The organism is Rhizobium sp. EC-SD404 (assembly GCF_902498825.1).
In the GTDB taxonomy this organism is placed as follows: domain Bacteria; phylum Pseudomonadota; class Alphaproteobacteria; order Rhizobiales; family Rhizobiaceae; genus Georhizobium.
In genome coordinates this window covers 62289-81787 of the sequence record NZ_LR701459.1, presented here as the reverse complement: position 1 = coordinate 81787, position 19499 = coordinate 62289, and the positions used below count along the sequence as shown (strand labels likewise).

Here is a 19499-nt window from a genome sequence, read left to right as displayed (position 1 = left end):
ATACTCACAGGATGGTCAGCGGGAATGGGAACGGCGTGATCGTGCCGTATCCGTAGATCAGGAAAACGGTGAAGACCACGCTGAACAGCAGGTTCACCCAGATACGTCGTTCGCCGCAGATGGCCAAAGCGACCACCATGAAGATGAATGTCGCGATGTCGAAGCCGATGGTTTCGAGCGAGAATGCCAGAAAGGCCAAGGCGCCAATCAAGGCGAAGACGCGCAGAAGATCGCCCTTCGTTTCCTTGGGCAGCTCGTCCTCTTCCGGAGAACCTCTTTTGGGGAAGATGCCGGGCAGCACCAGAGCTGCCAGGATGAGTGCGAGAATAGCGGCTGGCTGCACGAGCAGCAGGTTGTTGACGCGCGTGGATACGCCGCGTGCGTCAAGCAGGTAGGCAATCACCACGCCCACGATGACGGTCAAGAGCAGCAGGTGACCCCACACGACCCTCCGTCCCGGTTTGGTGCTCATCGGAGTCCTCTCCCTGATACGACTGAGCCGTCCGCAGATGCGGACGGCTCTCGATGAAGTTGCAGATGATTACTGACCCTGGAGCAGGTCGATGTACTGCTCCATGACAGCAGAGGTGCGTGCGAGCATTTGGTTGGACTCCTCCGGGCCGTACCAGTCGGTCGCGAGCTGCTGCGTCGTGAGAGCCTCGATCGCTGCGGGATTCTTGGAAGCCGTCTCGATGGCTTCGACCAGAATGCGGAATGCATCCGGGTTCGATTCCTGCATCGAGCCGTGCAGGCCCCAACCACGCTGCGAACCGACCACGAAATCGGCTTCGGCGCCGAGAACGTCGGTCACGATCGCGCCTTCCCAATTGTCGCGCTGGCGGCTGTCGAATGTCAGAAGCGGACGGATCTGGTCTGCAAGCGGCAGGAAGCCCTCACCACCGACGAGACCAATGTCCACGACGCCACCGGCTACGGCGTTACGAGCAGGTCCGCCACCATCATAGGTGACCATGCGCGTCGCATTGAAATCGATATCGTTTGCTTCGCAAAGAATGCTGAAATTGACGAGGTCTGCAGACGCAGGCTGAAGACCGACCGACATGCTGCCCGGATCTTCCTTGAGGCGAGCGATGACGTCGTCGATCGTCTGGATATCGGATTCAGCATTGGTCGCGAGCAGCGTGTAATCCTGCGACGGCAGGTTGACCATGTAGAAGTCTTCCAGCGTGAACTCGGCGTTTTGCGTCAGTATGTTCAGCGGAATGTAGGGAGCAGCAGACGTGCACAGGATGGTGTAGCCATCGTCCGGCTGCTGCAGGAAGAAGGTGTGACCGAGCAACGCACCGGCGCCGCCGCGGTTGATGATCGTCAGCGGCTGGCCGAGAGCTTCCTGCAGATAGGGCGCAAAAGCACGGGCCAGTCGGTCGTTGTAGCCGCCCGTATCGAACGGCACGACGATGTTGATCGGACGGTCAGGGAAAGCGCTCTGAGCGCGCAGGATCGCGGGCATGCCAAAAGCTGCCATCGCGACGCCACCGCCCGCAACTTGCAGAACCTTACGGCGTGAAATTTTTGAATTCATTGTGTCCTCCTGAGCTATTTCAGCTCTTTGCCTTCTTCTGGCTCGGGCCTTACGGTCATCCTCCCAAAGCCGTCCGAGAAGCTATGGCCGCGTTAGTCGACTGTCAACAATATTTCAGATTGCGCTGCAATATGGCTGTGATGCAGCGCAATATTGGTCGATAACGGCATTTCTCCCCCATGATTGTAGGGAACCGCGAGCCCCGGGCCACACGGTTGTTCGTGAACCGCTCGCTCGACGCCTCAAGTTGTTGACAATCGACAGAAACTCACGTTTGTTGCCGGCCGAGACCGGGTGGGGCTTGGCGGCAGTGTCGCGAGCTCCCGGTTCATCCAGCAAATTGCAAGGGAGGACATCTGAAGATGACTGCAGCAGCCGCCAAGAACGCTCCGATCGAGAGCCCGTCGCTCACCCGTGAAGTCGCTGAGTTCGTCCAGAGCGTGAAGTTTTCGGACCTGCCGGCCGTCGTTATCGAAAACGGCAAGAAATCCATTCTCGACGGTCTCGGTCTCGCGCTCTCCGGTTCGGTTGCGAAGTCGGGCGAATATGTCCGCCAGCATCTCGACGATCTCGGTGCCGGAAGCGGCTCGGCAACCGTCATCGGTTCCAACCGCAAGGTCGCGCCGCGGTTTGCCGCATTCGCCAACGGCGTCGGTATCCATGCCGATGACTACGACGACACGCAGCTCGCCGTCGCCAAGGACCGCGTTTACGGTCTTTTGACGCACCCGACCGCCCCGGCTCTTCCGTCCGCGCTCGCCATGGGCGAGACGCTCGGCTCGTCGGGCGCCGACGTCATGCTCGCCTACCACATCGGCGTCGAAGTCGAGTGCAAGATCGCTGAAGCGATCAACCCGCGCCATTATCAGACTGGCTTCCATGCCACCGCAACCTGCGGCACCTATGCATCCGCATCGGCCGCCGGCCGCCTGATGGGCCTCGATCTCGACCAGCTCCTGCGCGCGCTTTCGATCGCCGGCAGCCAGTCCGCAGGCCTTCGCGAAAACTTCGGCACGATGACGAAGCCTTTCCATGCCGGCCGTTCGTCGGAAAGCGGCATCGTCGCCGCGCAGTTCGCCTCTTATGGCTGGACGGCGGCTCCGACGATCCTCGAAGCGCCGCGCGGCTTCTTCTCCGCAGCGGGCGGCGGCTACGATCACAACGCGATTTCCGGCAAGCTCGGAAACCCCTGGACGTTCGACAGCCCCGGCGTGTCGATCAAGCCGCATCCGTCGGGCTCGCTCACCCATCCGGGCATGACCGAGATGCTGCGCCTCATCAAGGAGCACGGCATCAAGGCGGCGGACGTCGAACACGTCCGCATCGGCACCAATCACAACATGCCGAACGCGCTCATCCACCACCGTCCGCAGAACGAACTGCAGGCCAAGTTCTCCATGGAATTCTGCATGGCGATCCTGCTGCTCGAAGGCCGTGCCGGCCTGAACGAGTTCACCGACGAAGTCGTCCTGCGTGACGACGCCAAGGCGATGATCCAGAAGGTCGAGTTCGTGGTCGACGACCGCGCCGAAGCCGCAGGCTACCACCTGATGACGACCTATATCGACATCAAGCTCAAGGACGGCCGCACGATTTCCGGCCTTGCGGATTTCGGCAAAGGCAGCCCGGCCAACCCGATGAGCTACGACGAAGTCGCGACCAAGTTCCTCGAATGCGCAGAGTTCGCCCGTTGGGATCAGGCCAAGGCGAAGGAAGTCATCGGCGTCGTCGCGGATTTCGAAAAGCTTTCCGATATCCGCGGACTGATGGCCCTCGTCAGCAACTGACGCTGCCGCTCGAACGGACAGGATGCATCACGTGGCCGATGCCAGCAAAGAAGCGGCACCGCGTTCCGTGCCGGGCGGCAAGCCCGGCGCGGTCAAGCGCTATCGCCAGCCGCGCTGGTGGGGCCTGCTCGTACTGACCTATGCGATCGCGACGGCTGCCGGGTTTCTGGCAGACGTCGTGAACATGCCCCTGCCGTTCATGCTCGGGCCGTTCTTCGCGCTCGCCGCCTTCTCCATCATGGGCTTCGAATCAGCGTTGGTGCCGATGGGGCGCGAGCTCGGGCAAGTGGCGATCGGTGTCGCCGTCGGCATGCGCTTTACGCCGGCGGTTCTCGCCACCATGGCGGGCCTGCTGCCGGCGATGGTCGCCGGCACCCTCTACGTCATCGCCTTCACCATGGTGGCGGCGTTTCTGTTCAAGCCGCTCGCCAAGGTCGACAACGTCACCGCATTCTTTGCCACTGCAGCCGGCGGCGTCGCCGACATGGCGACTGTCGCCAAGGAATATGGCGGGGCAGCCGGCTCGGTCGCCGTCGTCCATGCGCTGCGCGTCTCCGGCGTCGTGGCCATCGTGCCGTTCCTCGTTGTGATTTTCGGCGAGCAGGGCTCGGCACCGGATGCGGCCTCGGCCGGTTCCAATTGGCTGTTGGTCGGCCTGTCGCTGCTGCTCGGCTATTTGATGGCACGGCTGCTGAAGCCCACGCCATTGCCAAACCCGTGGCTGGTTGGACCGATCCTGATGGGCATCATCATCGGCGTGCTTGGCCTCTACACGGTCTCCATTCCGCCGACATTGATCATCATCGCGCAGATCATGCTCGGCACCTGGCTCGGCTGCCAGTTCCGGCGCGACCTTCTGGCCGCGTTGCCGCGCGTCACCTTCGCCGCTGTTCTCGTTTCCATATTCATGATCGGCTGCGCCGCGTTCGGGGCCTTCGTCCTGACGCTGATGACCGATCTGCCGTTCACGACGAGCTTCCTGTCACTTGCCCCTGCCGCCGTGACCGAAATGGTTCTGACGGCGCAGGTGATGCACCTGGAAGCCGAGGTCGTCACCGCATTCCACGTCTTGAGGATCGCCGTCGTGTCGTCGACCGTGCTTCTCGTTTTCAAGCTCTATCTCAAATTGAAGGGAGGGACCGTTGGACCTTCAGTATAACGGCCGTCGCACACTCATCGTCGGTGGCAGCTACGGCATCGGCCAGGCATCCGCATCCCTCATGGTGGGCGAGGGCGCCGATGTCGTCATCGCATCGCGCAGCGCAGACAATCTCTCCGAAGCGGCATCGGCAATCGAAACCGCAGTCGGCGGAAAACCGGCAACGCTTGTCTGCGACGTGACGCAGAGCGGCGCCGGCGACGAACTCGCTTCCGCTGTCAGCCAGCGCTGGGATGCGCTCGACGTCCTGGTCACCGCCGTCGGCGGTTCCATCCGGTCGTCCTTCGAGGACCTGACCGACGAGGATTGGCTCAGCAACTACACTTTCAACATCCTCTCGACGGTGCGCGCCATCCGCGCTCTTCTGCCCATCCTGCAAAAGGGCGAGAACCCGGCAATCGTGACGCTCGGTGCTGCGGCTTCCAAGATGCCGTACCAGCACCAGATCGTCTCGAACGTCCACAAGGCCGGCCTGCTCGGCCTGACGAAGACGCTTGCCGCCGAACTCGCCGACCGCAAGATTCGCGTGAACTGCGTCGCGCCCGGCCGTACGCTGACGCCGCTCTGGACCAAGCGCGCCGACAAGATGTCGGCCGACGAGGGCCGCTCGCGCGAAGAGGTCCTGAAAGACTTTTCGAAAGACATTCCGCTCGGCCGGTTCGCAACCGCCGAAGAGGTAGCCACCATGGTCGTCTGGCTTGCCAGCCCACGCGCCAGCTACGTCACCGGGCAAACGATCAACGTGGACGGCGGCATCGCTCGCGGTCTGCTCTAACAGGCGCCTTCAGGCGAAGTGGACACCGGTTCGCCGCCCGGAAGCGCGTACGAATAAAGTTAAGGAGAAACAACAATGAGCCTGCATCAGGAAGCTGCTCCCGGCACCCCGAAGGTCACCCAGATCCTCGCCGATTGGGTCGTCAACATCAAAGGATCCGACATCCAGCCGGAAGTGCGCCGCGAAGGCCTGCGCACTTTCGTCAACTGGGTCGGCTGCGCCGTCGGCGGTGCGAGCCACGAGACGGCCGACCGTGCGCTTGCCGCCATCGCGCCATTTTCGGGCAAGGCGACCTCGACGGTCATCGGCCGCACGGAAAAGCTCGATGCGCTGCACGCCGCGCTCGTCAACGGCATCACCTCGCACGTGCTCGACTATGACGACACACACCTGAAGACGATCATCCATCCCGCCGGCCCCGTCGCCTCGGCGCTTCTCGCCCTTGCCGAAACGCGCGAGATTTCCGGCTACGATCTTCTGACGGCGCTCATCATCGGCGTCGAAGTCGAGTGCCGCATCGGCAACTCGGTCTATCCGCATCACTATGATCGCGGCTGGCACATCACCGGCACGGCCGGTGTCTTCGGCGCAGCGGCAGCGGTCGGCAAGGTCATCGGCCTCAACGCGCAGCAGATGCGCTGGGCATTCGGTCTCGCAGCGACGCAGTCCTCAGGCTTCCGCGAAATGTTCGGCACGATGACCAAGAGCTTCCACCCGGGCCGCGCTGCGCAGAACGGCATGTTTGCTGCGCTGCTCGCCGAAGCAAATTACGACAGCTCCGAGCGCGCCATCGAAGCGCCGCGCGGCTTCGCCAGCGTCATGTCCGATAAGCAGGATTATTCCGAGATCGTCGACGACCTCGGCACCCGCTGGGAATCGGCGCTCAACAGCTACAAGCCTTTCGCCTGCGGCATCGTCATCCACCCGACGATCGACGGCTGCGTGCAGCTGCGCGAGGAGCTTGGCGACGAGAAGATCCGTCAGATCAAATCGGTCGCATTGACGACGCATCCGCTGGTGCTCGAACTGACCGGCAAGACCGATCCGAAGACGGGCCTGGAAGGCAAGTTCTCCGTCTATCACGCCGCCGCCGCTGCCCTGCTCAAGGGTGATGGCGCTCCGACGGCCTTTACCGACGAGCTCGTGCGCGACCCGGAGATCATCGCGCTGCGCGACAAGACCAAGGCGACCGCCGACAAGAGCTGCCACGAGGCATCGGTCGATATCCTCGTCACCTTCGAAGACGGCTCGACCGTCTCGAAGCATGTGGAACGCACCATTGGATCCATGGAAGTGCCGCTTACGGATCAGCAGATCGATCACAAGTTCACGGTCCAGTCGGCGCTCGTTGTCGGCGACGCGGTTACCAAGAAACTCCTCGAAACATCCTGGAAGCTGGAAGAGCTGAAGGATGCCGCCGAAGTCGCACGCGCCAGCGTGCCGGGCTCGGCTGAAACAAAGGCAGCAGCAGAATGAGTGACGTGCAGAAGAAGTCATCCCTCCGCATCGGCATCCTCGAAGGCGACGATATCGGCCATGAAGTGGTGCCGGCCTCGGTCGAAATCGCCAAGGCCGCCGCTGCCGCCTCCGGCATGCAGATCGAGTGGGTCGACGTGCCGATCGGGCGCCGCGCGCTCGACACGCATGGTCACACGATGCCGGAAGGCACGCTGGAAACACTGGGCCAGCTCGACGGCTTCATTCTCGGCCCGATCGGCCACCGCGAATATCCGAAGGTCCCGGAAGCCATCAATCCGCATCCGATCCTGCGCAAGCGCTTCGATCTGTTCGCGAACGTCCGCCCGACGCGGTCCTTCCCGGGCATCGGCTGCCTGCATGACGACATCGACATGGTGATCGTGCGCGAGAACAACGAAGGCTTCCAGCCCGACCGCAACGTCGTGATGGGCTCCGGCGAGTTCCGCCCGACGCACGACGTCACCATCTCGGTGCGCGTCATCACGGTCGAAGGCTCCTCCAAGGTCGCACGTGCTGCCTTCGAAATCGCCCGCTCGCGCCGCAAGAAGCTGACGCTCGTTCACAAGAATACGGTCTACAAGCTCGGCTGCGGCATGTTCGTCGACAGCTGCTACGAAGTCGCCAAGGATTTCCCGGACGTCGAGGTCAACGAAGTCATCGTCGACACGATGGCCATGCGCCTCGTTCGCGATCCGCAGAGCTTCGACACGGTGGTCACCACCAACATGTTCGGCGACATCCTGACGGACGAAGCGGCAGGCCTCGTCGGCGGTCTCGGCATGGCGCCGGGCCTCTGCATCGGTCGCGGCTCGATCGCGATGGCCCAGGCGACGCACGGCTCCGCGCCGGACATTGCCGGCAAGGGCATCGCCAACCCCTTCGCGATGATCGAATCAACACGCATGCTGTTCGACTGGATGGGCCACCACCACAACATCGGTGCCGCGCTCGAAATGTCGCGCATCATGAAGGCCGGCATCGACCAGGCGCTCTCCGATCCCGCGACCCGCACGCCCGACATTCGCGGTACGGGCACCCAGCGCCAGATGATCGACGGCATCCTGAAGGGCATGGAGCAGGCGCATGCGCACGCATAAGATCGCAGCGATCGGCGGCGACGGCGTCGGCCCGGAAGTCATCGAAGCCGGTGTCGCCGTCATCGAGAAGCTGGCCGCAAACGAAGGGTTCTCGGTCGAAGTCACCCGCTTCGACTGGGGCTCGGATTACTATCGCCGTACCGGCGAGATGATGCCGAAGGATGGCGTCGAGCAGCTTAAAGCATTCGACACCATCTATTTCGGGGCCGTTGGCGACCCCAACATTCCCGACCACATCACGCTCTGGGAACTGCGGCTCGCCATCTGTCAGGGTCTCGACCAATACGCCAATGTGCGGCCGACGAAGCTGCTCGGCGGCACCGTCGGGCCGCTGCGCAAGGAACTTGGGCAGCAGATCGACTGGGTGATCGTGCGCGAAAACTCCGAAGGCGAATATGCCGGCGTTGGCGGTCGTGCCCATTCGGGCCTCCCGATCGAAGTTGCGATGGATGTCGCGATCTTCACCCGCGCCGGCGTCGAACGCATCTGCCGCTTCGCCTGCGAGACGGCTATGGCCAGGCCGCGAAAGCGGCTCACGGTCGTCACCAAATCGAACGCACAGCGCCACGGCATGGTGCTGTGGGACGAGGTTTGCCGCGATGTCCTGAAGGAATTCCCGGAGCTCGACGTCGACTGGAAGCTCGTCGATGCCATGGCCGCCATGATGGTGACGAAGCCCGGCAATTTCGACACGATCCTTGCCACGAACCTCCATGCCGACATTCTGTCCGATCTTGCCTCGGCTCTTACCGGCAGTCTCGGCAACGGGGCGACGGGAAACATCGACCCGTCCGCCAAGAGCCCATCCATGTTCGAACCGATCCATGGCTCGGCCTTCGACATCATGGGTAAGGGTATCGCCAATCCGATCGGCGCTTTCTGGACCGGCGCGATGATGCTCGAGCATCTGGGCGAGAAAGCCGCCGCGGACAAGTTGATGGCGGCGATCGAGACCATCAGTGCGTCGGGACCGTTCACGCCGGATATGGGCGGACAGGCCAATACGCAGGCGGTCACGGAAGCGTTACTGGAGGTCCTTGGCTGACACTCGACTGCGATATCAGTTGCAGCTTACGCGACCGTTGTTTATTGCCTACAATCCAGCATCGGTCACAGGGCAACGATCATGTATCAGCAGATGAAGACGGACAGAAGCGACCTGATGGTTTTGCGCACGTCTTCGCTGACGGGAGTGCTCGAACGTGAGCTCGAGCATCTCATCCTCACTGGAGAGCTGAAGCCAGGCGAACGGCTGAACGAAATTCAGATCTCGACGCGCTTCGGTACAAGCCGCGGCCCGCTGCGCGAGGCAACGCGCAGTCTCCAGGCCAAGGGTCTGGTCGACATCATCCGCAACCGCGGTGTCTTCGTGCGCTCGGTTTCCGCCAAGGAAGCGCTGGAAATTTATGATGTCCGCGCCGCGGTCTTCGGTCTGGCGGGTCGTCTGCTTGCAGATCTCGTCACCGATCAGATGCTGACGCGGCTGAACGCGTTTCTCGATCAGATGGATGAAATCGCTGCCGGCAAGGATTTCGACGAGTACTATCCGGTCAATCTTGCATTCCACGACTATCTGGTGACCTCGACCGGCAACGAGACGCTCGTCAAGGAGTACAAGAGCTTCGTGAACAAGCTCCACCTCGCCCGCGCTCGTGGCCTCGTCCAGGCGGGCGGCTTGTCGGTGTCCAATCGCGAGCATCGCGAAATGGTCGACGCGCTTGCTTCCGGCAACCGCGAACGCGCCCAGGAAGCTTTCTTCCGCCATGTGGAGCGTTCGAAGATCCGTTTCCGCTCGACGCTGGAAGCGTTGGACGCGACCGTGGAAGTCGACAGCTGATCTGAAGGCTACGTGCTGCTAAGGCCAGCGATCGCCACCGTGACGGCCGAGAAATGGAAGCCCGCCGCGACCAGCACGCAGAGATGCCAGAGCGCGCGTTGGAAGCGCAGGCCCCGCCAGAGATAGAGGATGACGCCGGCCGAATAGATGAGGCCGCCGATCACGATCAACGAAACGACCTGCGCACCGAGCATCGCCATCATGTCGTCGAAGATCAGCACGCCGCTCCAGGCGAGCGCGAGATAGAGCAGCACCGACAGCTTTTCGAAACGGCCGATGGGGAAAAACTTCAACAGGATGCCGAGTCCTGCGAGCCCCCAGATCCACAAAAGCAACCAGTTGCCCACCGTATCGATCTGCAGCGCGAACGGGGTGTAGGTGCCGGCGATCAACGCATAGATCGCCGCGTGATCGAGCTTGCGCAGTTGCCCCTTTACCGGAGAGTTCGGCCACATGTTGTAGGCGGCCGATGCGGCAAAAGAGGCAAGCAGGCTCGCCACATAGATGATGGCGCCTGCCGTATGGAGGGCGTCGGCGTGCTGAAGCGCGATGACCACCAGCGCGACACCACCGATCAGGCCAGCAGCGAGACCGACTGCATGGACGGCGCCATCCGCCAGGTAGGCTGCGTGATCGCGATCGTTCTCGTGGCTGGCCGACATGAACTCCCTCCGCAGTTTGATGTCCCGGGTGCCCCGTTTTTTCCTGAACGTCAAGCCGCCACCTTGAACAGGCTATCGGCCGGAAGGTTGCGACGCCTACCCCCGGCCGTGCTGGTTCAGCGCGTTGAGGGCCGCCGTCTCATGCGCATGAACGTCCAGTCCAGAGCGAGCATCACCAGCAGCGACAGTCCAGTCAGCGGAAAAAGAATGCCGCCGACCGCGAGAATGGCGATCAGCCCGCGAAATACCCGCCTGTCGGCCGGCATGGGCGGAATGCCGATCCCGCCGCTCGGGCGACGCTTCCACCACATCACGCCGGCCGAGATCGCCATGGCGACGATGCCGAAGCAAACGGCAAGCAGCAGGATCCGGTTTGCGAGGCCGAATTGCTGGCCCATATGCACGTTGATCCCGAACTCCAGCCATTTGCCGAGTGGACCGTAATCCGCATAGCTCATGTCGATCAGCGGCTCGCCGGTGTACTGGTCGAGGTGGACGACGCGCTGCTGCGAGAGATCGTCCGGATAGACCGAACCGGTGAACACGCCTGTCGACGTGGCGGGAATGTTCACCGCATAGCCGGCATGGAGCCCGAGGCGCTCGAAGGTCTCGACCGCGCGGTCGACACCGATCGGGACGGCGCGGTCGGCCGGCACTTCGGTTTCCGGCACCTGCCCCTGTTCCAGCGACCAGCTCGTCTGGCCCATATGGTGCAGATGTTCATCCGACATCGGAACGGCGACACGCACACCCGCCGGGAATCCGAAATTGTTGCCGTTCGCCCATTCATTGATCGTCCCGCCCCAGACATTCGACCAGGGCATGCCGGTGAGGGCTAGGAACACGATGAAGGCGCCGACGAAGATCCCGGTCACCGCATGGGTGTCGCGCCAGAATGTACGCGATTTCGGCTTGCCCCGAACGGTGACGACACCCCCTTTGGCTTTCCCGCGGGGCCACCAGAGAAAGATACCGGTCCCGACGAGCAGAATCGTCCAGCCACCGACGATCTCAATGATGCCGCGCGCAATCGGCCCGAAATAGCGCAGACCGTGCAGATAGCGCACGGTCCACATGACCGTGCCCCGGTCCGACATCGCGCCGAGCACTTCGGCGGAATAGGGATTCACGTAAACCGCCAGGCGTTGACCGGCGTCGGAGTTGACGGTGATTTCGGCGGACTGATCAGGGCGTGCCGGATCGGTGAATTTCACCGCAGTGCCGGGATAGGCGTCCAGCGCCGCATCGATCATCGTCGATGGCGCGGTGAGGTCGACTGCTTCCGCGACCGCGACCTGCTTCATGTCGGCATGGATGATCGCATCCAGTTCGTCGCGGAAGAGATAGAGCGCGCCGGTGACGGCGAGCGTGATCATGAAAAACAGGACGAGAAGTCCTGCGTAGAAGTGCCAGCGCCAGACTGCGCGATAGAGATCGGCAGAGCGCGACGGCTGCGTGGCCGCGCTGAGGGTCGTGTCGGTCATCGATCTCTCCCGTCAGATGCGGCTGGCCGCGGGGGCGGGGATCATCGTCATCGCATCGGGTGCGATTGTGCTCTCATCGACGATGCTGCGGGCCTGCATGGGTGGCAGAGCCGGCTGGTGCGCGATGATGGCGCCGACAAGCGCGAGCACGATTGCGCCTGCCGTTGCGCCGGAGGTGATGAGAAGGTTGGTACGGGTGATCGAATGGCGGACACGCAGTGCCGCCTGCCCGAGAAGGGTCGGTTTCATGGAATTCTCCGAGGATGTGCAGGAAAGAAGCAGCCGGCTGCTAGAGCAGCCAGCGACCTGGAAAGATCACACGGAGAGTGAAGGAGGTGCCCGGGCTTTTGAAACGAGGCCGTAGCGGCTGGGCGGCGCCCGCGGCGCTGCGATCAGGGCATGGGTCTGCCCCGCCAGAACTGGAAGCGCAAAGGCGACCACGTCGGCGCCGGGAAGTGCCGCGCCGGTCGCGCATGCAGCTTGGCAAAGCGTCGAACAGCAGTCTCGGTCTAGATCCTGCAGCGGATGTGGCTCGCCGTCGACGACTGCGTCGTGCACCGAACAGATGACGGTGGCCGGGTCGGGCCCACCGAGCATCGTCGCCTGAGCGTAGCTCGTGACGAGACCCTGGAAGAACAGAAGATAGGCGAGAAGCAGACTGCCGATCAGCCGCCTCGCGGTTCTCTCCACGCGTTTCCAGTTCATCCCCATGAACGCGTCCTGCCACAAAGCCCCGTGGCAGTCACTGCGACCCGTTCGCTTCGCGTGGAATGCGTCGCCGCTGTTGCCGAAGTGATGCGAGCGTGCGGGCTTAAGCGGCTGCGCGCTCTGAAAAAATGGGGGCAAAGAGCGGCCCCGCCAGCCCGAGCTTCTCCCGCACCGCGGCTTCCACCGGTGGTGAGATGTCGAAAATTCCACAGCAGACCGGCAACCTGCCGTAGCCGTCGGCACGGCCCACCTCGTCCAACTTCAGCCCCGCCCGCCGGTAGACCCGCTTCATATGCGGCTCGTAGTTCGAAACGATCGTGTGGATCCCGTGCGCGCGACCGCATTCGATGATGGCGAGGCAGAGCGTGGCGAAGGCGTCGCTGGCCGATATGTCTGGCCGCAGGGCGGCGATCGCCTTGCAGTCCACGCATGTCCTCGTCGCCTCCCAGATGCCCGGCGAGGCCAGGCACGCGGCATCGGGAAACGTCTCGCCGAACACGTCGTAGAGAAGCGTCGGGCCCGTCGTCGGCATCAGGCGCGTCGAGCCGAGCAGGGTGCCGGTCCGGTCGTCGGTCCAAACGATATAGACCGGATCCATCGCATCGTATCGATCGCGCTCCAATCCGGCGGGGCAGTGCTGCAGCGACCAGTCGAGCTGATCGATGAACACCCGTTTGCGCAGGCGGTACATCTGATCGAGATTGTCTGCATCTGAAGATCGGTATGGTGCCTGAAGTACCCGAAACATGCGCTGCCCCCTGTTTCAATTTGAAACGAGGTTGGCATTCGATTGCGGGTCGGAAAATCCGCACAGACCGTGCCGCCAGCTGCGGTCCGTACCGATGTACGTATCGTCTTACCTGTTCTGGTCTTCGATCAGATTGAAGCGGATTGCCTTGGCGACCGCTTCTGCGATGCTGCCGCAACCAAGCTTCAACCGCGCCGAACGCAGATAGGCGCGTGCGGTGTGTTCCGAGATGTCGAGGAGGCGTGCGATCTCCTTGTACGTCCGGCCCTCCGCGCTCCAGGTCAGGCATTCGAGCTCACGGGCAGCGAGTGCGGGCAAGGGGTCCGTGCCGTGCAGTTCGCCGATCGCCTTTTCGTGGATCAGGAAGGCGAGCTCCGCCAGTGCGATACGTTCAGCCTCGACCATTCGCCGGAAGGGAGCGGTATCGAGTTGCGTCGTCGTCAGCGACAGCAGCGCCCATCGGCGCACCCGATCGATGATCGGGATCGTGTAGCCTTCCGTGCCGACCCCGTGCGCAATGGCGTCCTGCATCAGCTCCATCGCTTGAGGCGCCATCGGCAGCTCGCTCCAGAAGAACGGCAACTGCCGGCGAAACCCGTGCTGCACGACCGGATCGACATTGACGTAGCGCTTCAGGATGTAGCGCCCCATCCAAGCGTCCGAATAGGTGCTTTTGACGAAGGGCGCGTCGATCGCTGCATCGATCGTGTATCCGAGATGATATGTGGCGTGGTCGAAGCCGAAATGGCTGCGCACCGCCCGCACCGCGTCATCGACCGTTTCTGCAATGCGCACGGCATGTGCCGCGCGCACCGATAGCGCACTTTCAGCTCCGGCCACCATGCCCCACAGCTTGGATGGATCTCGATACGTACAATTGTACGTATCGGCGGGGCCGAGTCGAGCCACGATCGATCGGAGATTTCACCGCCGTATCGTTTGCAATCAGGAGGCGATACTGGTTGCAACTCCGCTGCCGAGATCGAAGATCGCGTTGAAGGTCACCGTCAGCCGTGGTCAGTGCCCTTCTTGCGTGACGGCGACCAGAAATTGCTCGAGGCGATGCCGACAGCTACCAGCGTTCGGACGGATCCGGTTCTGGGATGGAGCCGAGAAGCTGGCGCGTATAATCGTGCGTGGGTGACGTAAAGAGCTGTGCCACCGGCTGATCCTCGACGATCCTGCCGGTCTGCAGCACGATCACCCGGTCGCAGAGCCTCCGGATAACCGACAAATCGTGGCTGATGAAGGCAAGCGTCAGCCCGAGGTCCTTCACCAGGTTTGCCAGCAGCGAAAGCACCTGTGCCTGCGACGAGACGTCGAGGCCGGAAACGATCTCGTCAGCCACGATGAAATCCGGACGCATCGCAATCGCGCGGGCAATGCCGACGCGCTGGCGCTGACCACCCGAAAGTTCGTGCGGATAGCGCCCGGCGAAACCGCGCGGCAATCCCACATGGTCGAGCGCTTCTGCAACGCGCGGATCGCTCGTCTTGGCGCGCAGAGGCGCCGCGATGATGCGACCGATGGTCAGCCGCGGATTGAGCGCCGACATCGGATCCTGGAAAATGAGCTGAATGCGTTGCCTGAGCGGTCGCATCGCGTCGTCCGACAGATGGGTCACATCCTGCCCGTCGAAGGTCAGCGTTCCCGCCGTTGGCTCGACGAGCCGCACCAGCGTGCGTCCGAGCGTGGTCTTTCCCGAGCCCGATCCGCCGACGATGCCGAGCACGCTGCGGTGCTCGATCGAAAACGAGAGATCGTCGAGAATGCGCAGGCCGGGTGCTGCGCCGAAGAGCGGTTTGCGCGTCTGGTCGGCCACTTCGACCGTCAGCCCGTTGATCCTGTAGAGCGCATCAGTCATGGCGCACCCATTGGCGATCGGCATCCGCGATTTCCGCTCTGACAGCCGCGATCACGTCGTCAGGCACGGGCAGGAGCGATGCGTCCGGGTCCGTGTGCCGCGGCGTTGCTGCCAGAAGCGCGCGGCCATAGGCATGGCGCGGACCTTCGAAGAACGACGCTACGTCGGTATCTTCCACGACCTTGCCACCGTAGAGCACGCTCAGGCTGTCGCAGATCTTCGCCACTACGCCGAGATCATGCGTCACGAAAAGCAGTGCCGTGCCATGTCGGGCCTGCAGGTTGGAGATCAGCTTCAGGATCTGCTTCTGGACCGTCACATCGAGCGCCGTCGTTGGTTCGTCGGCGATGATCAGCTTCGGTTCCGCCGCGAAAGCAGAGGCGATCAGGATGCGCTGGCGCATGCCACCTGAGAGCTCGTGCGGATATTGCCGCATGACGCGCCGCGGGTCGACGATCTGGACTTCTTCCAACACTTCGAGCGCGCGCGCTTCGGCGGCGCGGCGCGTCCAGCCGAGAATGTCGACGAGCCGATTGGTGATCTGCGGCCCGATCCGGCGCGAGGGATTGAGCGCGGTCAGCGGGTCTTGAGGAATGAGCGCGGTCGATGCGCCGATCAGCCGCCGCCTGTCCGCGTCCTTCAACTTCAGCAGATCCTGCCCGTCGATGAGGATTTCGCCTTCGACGACCTTGAGCGCTTTCGGCAGCACGCTGAGCACCGCCTTGCCGATCATGCTCTTGCCTGCGCCACTCTCCCCGACGAGCCCGCGGATCGTACCCGGCTGAAGATCGATGTCGACGGACCGCAGCACGCGCTCGCCCGTATCGCGCAGAACGGCGGACAAATTGCGGATGATGAGAAAGCCGCCACTCATCGCAGCACCGGATCGAAGCGGTCCTTCAGTCCCTCGCCGAACTGCGCGAAGGAGAGAACGGTGAGGAAAAGCGCAATCAGCGGAAAGACCAGCACCCACCACGCCTGGTGAATGCTCAACCGGCCCTCCGCGATCATGCCGCCCCAGGTGGGCTGGTCGGTCGAGATCGACAGATTGACGAAAGAGAGGATCGCCTCGACGATGACCGCGATCCCCATCTCCAGGCTGAGCAGCGCGATGATGGTCGGCAGCACGTTGGGCAGGATCTCCGAAAGCATCGTCTTCATTCGCGTGAAACCGGCGATGCGGGCGCTGTGCACGTAGTCCATCTGCGACTGGTTCAGCGTCTCGGCGCGCACCACCCGGCAAAAGCGCGTCCAGTCGATGACGACGATCGCGATGATGACCGAGGTGAGCCCGGTGCCGATGACGGCGATCAACAGGATGGCGAAGAGAAGCGGCGGAAAGGCCATCCAGATATCGACCAGCCGGCTGATGATCCGATCCGCCCAGCCGCGGTAATAGCCTGCGATCAGCCCGAGAGCAGAGCCGACGATGCAGGTGCCGATACCGGCGATGAGGGCGACGATCAGCGCGATGCGCGCACCGTGGATCAGCCGGGACAGCACGTCCCGGCCGAGACTGTCGGTGCCGAGCAGGTAGCCCGGTTCCGCGCCCGCCATCCAGAAAGGCGGCAGCCTTCCGTAGAGAAGATCCTGCATCAGCGGATCGTGCGGTGCGATGACCGGCGCAAGAATTGCCGCGAGCGCAACGATGGCCAGCCACCCGCTTGAAAGCCAGAGCCGCGCGCCTGCCCGCCTTTTGACCGCGCCGCGCCCGTCAAGCATGTCGGAGCCTCGGGTTCAGGAACGCATAGGTCATGTCGACGAGAAGATTGATCGTCGTGAAGATGAGCGCGAACAGGATGACGATGCCCTGGATCAGCGGCAGGTCTCGGTTGATCACCGCATCGACCGCCATGTTGCCGAGTCCTTCATAGGAGAACAGCCGCTCGATGATCACCGTGCCGCCGATGAGGAAGGTGAACTGCACGCCGATCAGCGTCAGCGTCGGCAACAGCGCATTGGGCAGCGCTTCCGAAAGGATCACCCGCGTTTCCGAATAGCCCTTCGTGCGGGCAAGCACCGCGTAGTCGAGATTGACGGTTTCCTTCAGCGATTGTTTCAGCAGCTGCGCGATGATGGCCGCGAGCGGCAGCGCAAGCGCGAGCGCCGGCATGAACATGTGGCGCAGCAGATTGCCGGTCAGATCGAAGCGCAGCCTGAGGATGCTCTCGATCAGGTAGAATTGGGTCGAGAAAGGCAGGTCGAGGCGCGGCGAAACGCGGCCGGAGATCGGAAAGAGCGGCCACAGCACACCGAGCAGGATGATCAGCAGCAGGCCCCAAAGGAAATCCGGCACAGAAAGGCCAACGCCATTGGCGAGATCGACGCCCGTTTCCGTGCGGCGGCCGCGGTAGCGCGTGCCGATGATCGCGGCGCCCATGCCGAGGATCACGGCGATGACCAGCGCCATCAGGCTGAGTTCGAGCGTTGCCGGAAGCCGGCCGAGAACGAGGTCGAGCACCGGCTGGCGCGTGGAGATCGAGGTCCCGAAATCGCCTTGAAGCACATTGCCGAACCAGATCACGAACTGTTCGAAGATCGACTTGTCGAGACCGTAGAGTGCGCTCAGCCGCTCGATATCGGCAGCGCTCGCCCCCGGCGGCAGCATCATGGCGATGGGGTTGCCGGGCACGACGCGCACCACGACGAAAACGATGATGGCCACGCCGATCAGTGTGATCAGCGTGGTCAGGATGCGCGAAAGGACGACGCGAAGAAGCAGCATGGATCAGCCCGACGCGTCGGCCTTCAATGTCGGCAGAGAACCGCTCACGCCTGCCCGATCAGATGCGGCAGAAGCGCGCCGGAAGCGTGCGCCGTCACAGTCAGGCCGGGGCGATAGACGATCGGCTGGACATACTGGATAAGCGGAATGACGAGGCCTTCCTCTGCGATGAAGCGGTCGACATCCTTCCAGCCCTGGATGCGGGCCTCTTCGTCCGCCTCGCCCCAGAGCGGGATGATGCGGTCCATCAGGTCCTGTCCGTCCCACACCGAGTGCGGGCTCGGGCCGAACATGGCGAAGCCGGTCGATGTCGTCGGATCGCCCACCGCATTGCCCCAATTGTAGAAGGCTGCAGGAGCGAGCTGATCGGCGGCGCGCAATTCGAAATGCTGCGCGATCTCGTACACCTCGATCTCCGCCTCGATGCCGACGCGACGCCACATCCCGACGATCGCCTGGATCATCTCGTAATCCTTGGGCTTGAAGCCGCGCGTCGTCTGGATCTTGAAGCGCACCGGATTCTCGGGCGAGAAGCCGGATTCCGCGAGCAGCGCCTTGGCCCCTTCCTCGTCATGGGCCACTTCGATGGAGGCGTCATAGGCGATGTATTCGGGCGTCTGCAGCGTGCTGATCGGTACGCCATAGCCGCTCAGGAGCCGATCGATGAGAAGCTGCTTGTCGATCGCCATGTGCGCGGCAAGCCGCACGTTCTTGTCGAGCATCGGTTCGACGTCGTTCAGGAAGATCATGGCGATGTCGGAGATCGGCTCGGCCACGCCTTCAAACTCGCCGCCCGTCAGGCGGTCATATTCCTCGTAGGGAATTTCGAGCGTCACGTCGGAGTTGCCGGATTCGATTTCCGCAACGCGGCTCGCCGCATCGGTCACGAACTTGATCGTCACGGCTTCAAACGCCGGCGCGCCGTTCCAGTAATCGGGATTGGCCTTGAGGCGCACGAAGGCGTTCCGCTCGTAGCTTTCGACCATATAGGGACCGGTGCCGATCGGCTTTTCCTCGAAGCCATCCGCGCCGACCTCTTCGTAATAGGCCTTAGGCAGAACGTATCCCGTCAGGAACGACATCCACTTGAAGATGGTCGGATCGAATTCCAGCACGTCGGCTTCGATGCGGTTTCCGTCGATCGTGAAATTGCCGATCTTGGACCAGGTGAACTGGATCGGGTTGCCGGTCTCCGCCTTGCCGGCGCGTTCCAGCGACCAGACGACGTCCTCGGCGCTGAAGTCGCTGCCGTCGTGCCATTTCACGCCTTCGCGCACGACCATGAAGATCTTGGAATTGTCGTCGTTCCAGCCCCACTCGGTGATCAGGCCGGGCTTGAAGCTCAAGTCCGGATCCTGGTGGATGAACATGTCGAAGACGGACTGGTAGAAGCCCTGGATCGTCGGGTTGACCGCCGAGGGTCCGACCGTCGGGTCCCAGGAGGGCAGGTTGACGTTATAGGCGATGACAAGCTCGTTCGCGTCCTGTGCAAAGGCCGAGAGCGGCAGGTTGAAGCCGGCGAGCGCGGCACTGGCGCCGGCAAGCTTCAGCAATGTTCGTCTGTTCGGATGGGCGATCATGGTTTCAAGTTCCCCTGTGTTCGGCCGCTTGTTTGCGCGGCATTGTTTGTC

General features: G+C 62.8%; 20 protein-coding genes. 7 read left to right on the top strand and 13 right to left on the bottom strand.

The window, feature by feature from the left end; translation table 11 throughout:
• Positions 1–4: 4 nt before the first annotated feature.
• Together GC125_RS01475 and GC125_RS01470 are read right to left on the bottom strand one after the other, a co-directional pair.
• Positions 5–472 carry a tripartite tricarboxylate transporter TctB family protein gene (locus tag GC125_RS01475; protein ID WP_151983457.1) on the bottom strand — a complete coding sequence of 156 codons (468 nt, stop codon included), beginning with the start codon at positions 470–472 and terminating at the stop codon, positions 5–7.
• A 69-nt stretch (positions 473–541) separates the two neighbouring features.
• Complete coding sequence (locus tag GC125_RS01470) at positions 542–1543, bottom strand: Bug family tripartite tricarboxylate transporter substrate binding protein (RefSeq protein WP_151983455.1); 1002 nt, start codon at positions 1541–1543, stop codon at positions 542–544.
• A gap of 362 nt (positions 1544–1905) precedes the next feature.
• Between GC125_RS01470 and GC125_RS01465 the strand changes: the two genes are divergently transcribed.
• From GC125_RS01465 to GC125_RS01435, 7 genes are all read left to right on the top strand, one after another.
• Positions 1906–3330, top strand: a complete 1425-nt coding sequence (locus GC125_RS01465; protein WP_151983453.1) for an MmgE/PrpD family protein — start codon at positions 1906–1908, stop codon at positions 3328–3330.
• A 31-nt stretch (positions 3331–3361) separates the two neighbouring features.
• Positions 3362–4489 (top strand): AbrB family transcriptional regulator, encoded by a 1128-nt coding sequence (locus GC125_RS01460; protein ID WP_286165321.1) that lies wholly within the window; start codon positions 3362–3364, stop codon positions 4487–4489.
• On the top strand, positions 4473–5264 hold the full coding sequence (locus tag GC125_RS01455) for an SDR family NAD(P)-dependent oxidoreductase (protein ID WP_151983449.1): 792 nt from the start codon (positions 4473–4475) through the stop codon (positions 5262–5264). The genes GC125_RS01460 and GC125_RS01455 overlap by 17 nt, the downstream gene beginning before the upstream one ends.
• 75 nt (positions 5265–5339) lie before the next feature.
• Positions 5340–6740, top strand: coding sequence for an MmgE/PrpD family protein (locus GC125_RS01450; RefSeq protein WP_151983447.1), 1401 nt, complete (start codon positions 5340–5342; stop codon positions 6738–6740).
• Positions 6737–7840, top strand: coding sequence for an isocitrate/isopropylmalate dehydrogenase family protein (locus GC125_RS01445; RefSeq protein ID WP_286165320.1), 1104 nt, complete (start codon positions 6737–6739; stop codon positions 7838–7840). Before GC125_RS01450 ends, GC125_RS01445 begins: the two co-directional genes overlap by 4 nt.
• The gene (locus GC125_RS01440; RefSeq protein ID WP_151983445.1) at positions 7827–8885 is read left to right on the top strand and encodes a tartrate dehydrogenase; all 1059 of its coding nucleotides are present in this window, start codon (positions 7827–7829) and stop codon (positions 8883–8885) included. The genes GC125_RS01445 and GC125_RS01440 overlap by 14 nt, the downstream gene beginning before the upstream one ends.
• 81 nt (positions 8886–8966) lie before the next feature.
• A complete protein-coding gene (locus tag GC125_RS01435; protein WP_151983443.1) occupies positions 8967–9677 on the top strand; it encodes an FCD domain-containing protein in 711 nt (236 codons plus the stop codon).
• 8 nt (positions 9678–9685) lie between these two features.
• Here GC125_RS01435 and trhA read toward each other — a convergent pair whose 3' ends face one another.
• The 11 genes from trhA to GC125_RS01380 form a co-directional block, all read right to left on the bottom strand.
• A complete protein-coding gene (gene trhA / locus GC125_RS01430) occupies positions 9686–10339 on the bottom strand; it encodes a PAQR family membrane homeostasis protein TrhA (protein ID WP_151983441.1) in 654 nt (217 codons plus the stop codon).
• A gap of 116 nt (positions 10340–10455) precedes the next feature.
• Complete coding sequence (locus GC125_RS01425) at positions 10456–11823, bottom strand: PepSY-associated TM helix domain-containing protein (RefSeq protein ID WP_151983439.1); 1368 nt, start codon at positions 11821–11823, stop codon at positions 10456–10458.
• 12 nt (positions 11824–11835) lie between these two features.
• Complete coding sequence (locus tag GC125_RS01420; RefSeq protein ID WP_151983437.1) at positions 11836–12072, bottom strand: hypothetical protein; 237 nt, start codon at positions 12070–12072, stop codon at positions 11836–11838.
• 66 nt (positions 12073–12138) lie between these two features.
• Positions 12139–12528 (bottom strand): hypothetical protein, encoded by a 390-nt coding sequence (locus GC125_RS01415; protein WP_151983435.1) that lies wholly within the window; start codon positions 12526–12528, stop codon positions 12139–12141.
• A 106-nt stretch (positions 12529–12634) separates the two neighbouring features.
• Positions 12635–13279 carry an acyl-homoserine-lactone synthase gene (locus GC125_RS01410; protein WP_151983433.1) on the bottom strand — a complete coding sequence of 215 codons (645 nt, stop codon included), beginning with the start codon at positions 13277–13279 and terminating at the stop codon, positions 12635–12637.
• A 108-nt stretch (positions 13280–13387) separates the two neighbouring features.
• Complete coding sequence (locus tag GC125_RS01405; protein WP_286165319.1) at positions 13388–14188, bottom strand: helix-turn-helix transcriptional regulator; 801 nt, start codon at positions 14186–14188, stop codon at positions 13388–13390.
• 163 nt (positions 14189–14351) lie between these two features.
• On the bottom strand, positions 14352–15143 hold the full coding sequence (locus tag GC125_RS01400; RefSeq protein ID WP_151983431.1) for an ATP-binding cassette domain-containing protein: 792 nt from the start codon (positions 15141–15143) through the stop codon (positions 14352–14354).
• On the bottom strand, positions 15136–16017 hold the full coding sequence (locus GC125_RS01395) for an ABC transporter ATP-binding protein (protein WP_151983429.1): 882 nt from the start codon (positions 16015–16017) through the stop codon (positions 15136–15138). Before GC125_RS01395 ends, GC125_RS01400 begins: the two co-directional genes overlap by 8 nt.
• Positions 16014–16865, bottom strand: a complete 852-nt coding sequence (locus GC125_RS01390) for an ABC transporter permease (RefSeq protein WP_151983427.1) — start codon at positions 16863–16865, stop codon at positions 16014–16016. Before GC125_RS01390 ends, GC125_RS01395 begins: the two co-directional genes overlap by 4 nt.
• The gene (locus GC125_RS01385) at positions 16858–17865 is read right to left on the bottom strand and encodes an ABC transporter permease (protein WP_199864663.1); all 1008 of its coding nucleotides are present in this window, start codon (positions 17863–17865) and stop codon (positions 16858–16860) included. The genes GC125_RS01390 and GC125_RS01385 overlap by 8 nt, the downstream gene beginning before the upstream one ends.
• Before the next feature lie 47 nt (positions 17866–17912).
• Positions 17913–19448: an ABC transporter substrate-binding protein gene (locus GC125_RS01380; RefSeq protein WP_151983423.1), complete on the bottom strand. Its 1536-nt coding sequence runs from the start codon at positions 19446–19448 to the stop codon at positions 17913–17915.
• Between the last annotated feature and the right edge of the window lie 51 nt (positions 19449–19499).

Excerpts from the sequence above, each read along its gene's own strand:
- GC125_RS01410 (WP_151983433.1), bottom strand. The coding sequence starts at position 13,279 with ATGTTTCGGGTACTTCAGGCACCATACCGATCTTCAGATGCAGACAAT.
- trhA (WP_151983441.1), bottom strand. The coding sequence starts at position 10,339 with ATGTCGGCCAGCCACGAGAACGATCGCGATCACGCAGCCTACCTGGCG.
- GC125_RS01435 (WP_151983443.1), top strand. The coding sequence starts at position 8,967 with ATGTATCAGCAGATGAAGACGGACAGAAGCGACCTGATGGTTTTGCGC.
- GC125_RS01415 (WP_151983435.1), bottom strand. The coding sequence starts at position 12,528 with ATGAACTGGAAACGCGTGGAGAGAACCGCGAGGCGGCTGATCGGCAGT.
- GC125_RS01475 (WP_151983457.1), bottom strand. The coding sequence starts at position 472 with ATGAGCACCAAACCGGGACGGAGGGTCGTGTGGGGTCACCTGCTGCTC.
- GC125_RS01390 (WP_151983427.1), bottom strand. The coding sequence starts at position 16,865 with ATGCTTGACGGGCGCGGCGCGGTCAAAAGGCGGGCAGGCGCGCGGCTC.
- GC125_RS01395 (WP_151983429.1), bottom strand. The coding sequence starts at position 16,017 with ATGAGTGGCGGCTTTCTCATCATCCGCAATTTGTCCGCCGTTCTGCGC.
- GC125_RS01400 (WP_151983431.1), bottom strand. The coding sequence starts at position 15,143 with ATGACTGATGCGCTCTACAGGATCAACGGGCTGACGGTCGAAGTGGCC.
- GC125_RS01425 (WP_151983439.1), bottom strand. The coding sequence starts at position 11,823 with ATGACCGACACGACCCTCAGCGCGGCCACGCAGCCGTCGCGCTCTGCC.
- GC125_RS01450 (WP_151983447.1), top strand. The coding sequence starts at position 5,340 with ATGAGCCTGCATCAGGAAGCTGCTCCCGGCACCCCGAAGGTCACCCAG.
- GC125_RS01420 (WP_151983437.1), bottom strand. The coding sequence starts at position 12,072 with ATGAAACCGACCCTTCTCGGGCAGGCGGCACTGCGTGTCCGCCATTCG.
- GC125_RS01465 (WP_151983453.1), top strand. The coding sequence starts at position 1,906 with ATGACTGCAGCAGCCGCCAAGAACGCTCCGATCGAGAGCCCGTCGCTC.
- GC125_RS01380 (WP_151983423.1), bottom strand. The coding sequence starts at position 19,448 with ATGATCGCCCATCCGAACAGACGAACATTGCTGAAGCTTGCCGGCGCC.
- GC125_RS01470 (WP_151983455.1), bottom strand. The coding sequence starts at position 1,543 with ATGAATTCAAAAATTTCACGCCGTAAGGTTCTGCAAGTTGCGGGCGGT.
- GC125_RS01445 (WP_286165320.1), top strand. The coding sequence starts at position 6,737 with ATGAGTGACGTGCAGAAGAAGTCATCCCTCCGCATCGGCATCCTCGAA.
- GC125_RS01440 (WP_151983445.1), top strand. The coding sequence starts at position 7,827 with ATGCGCACGCATAAGATCGCAGCGATCGGCGGCGACGGCGTCGGCCCG.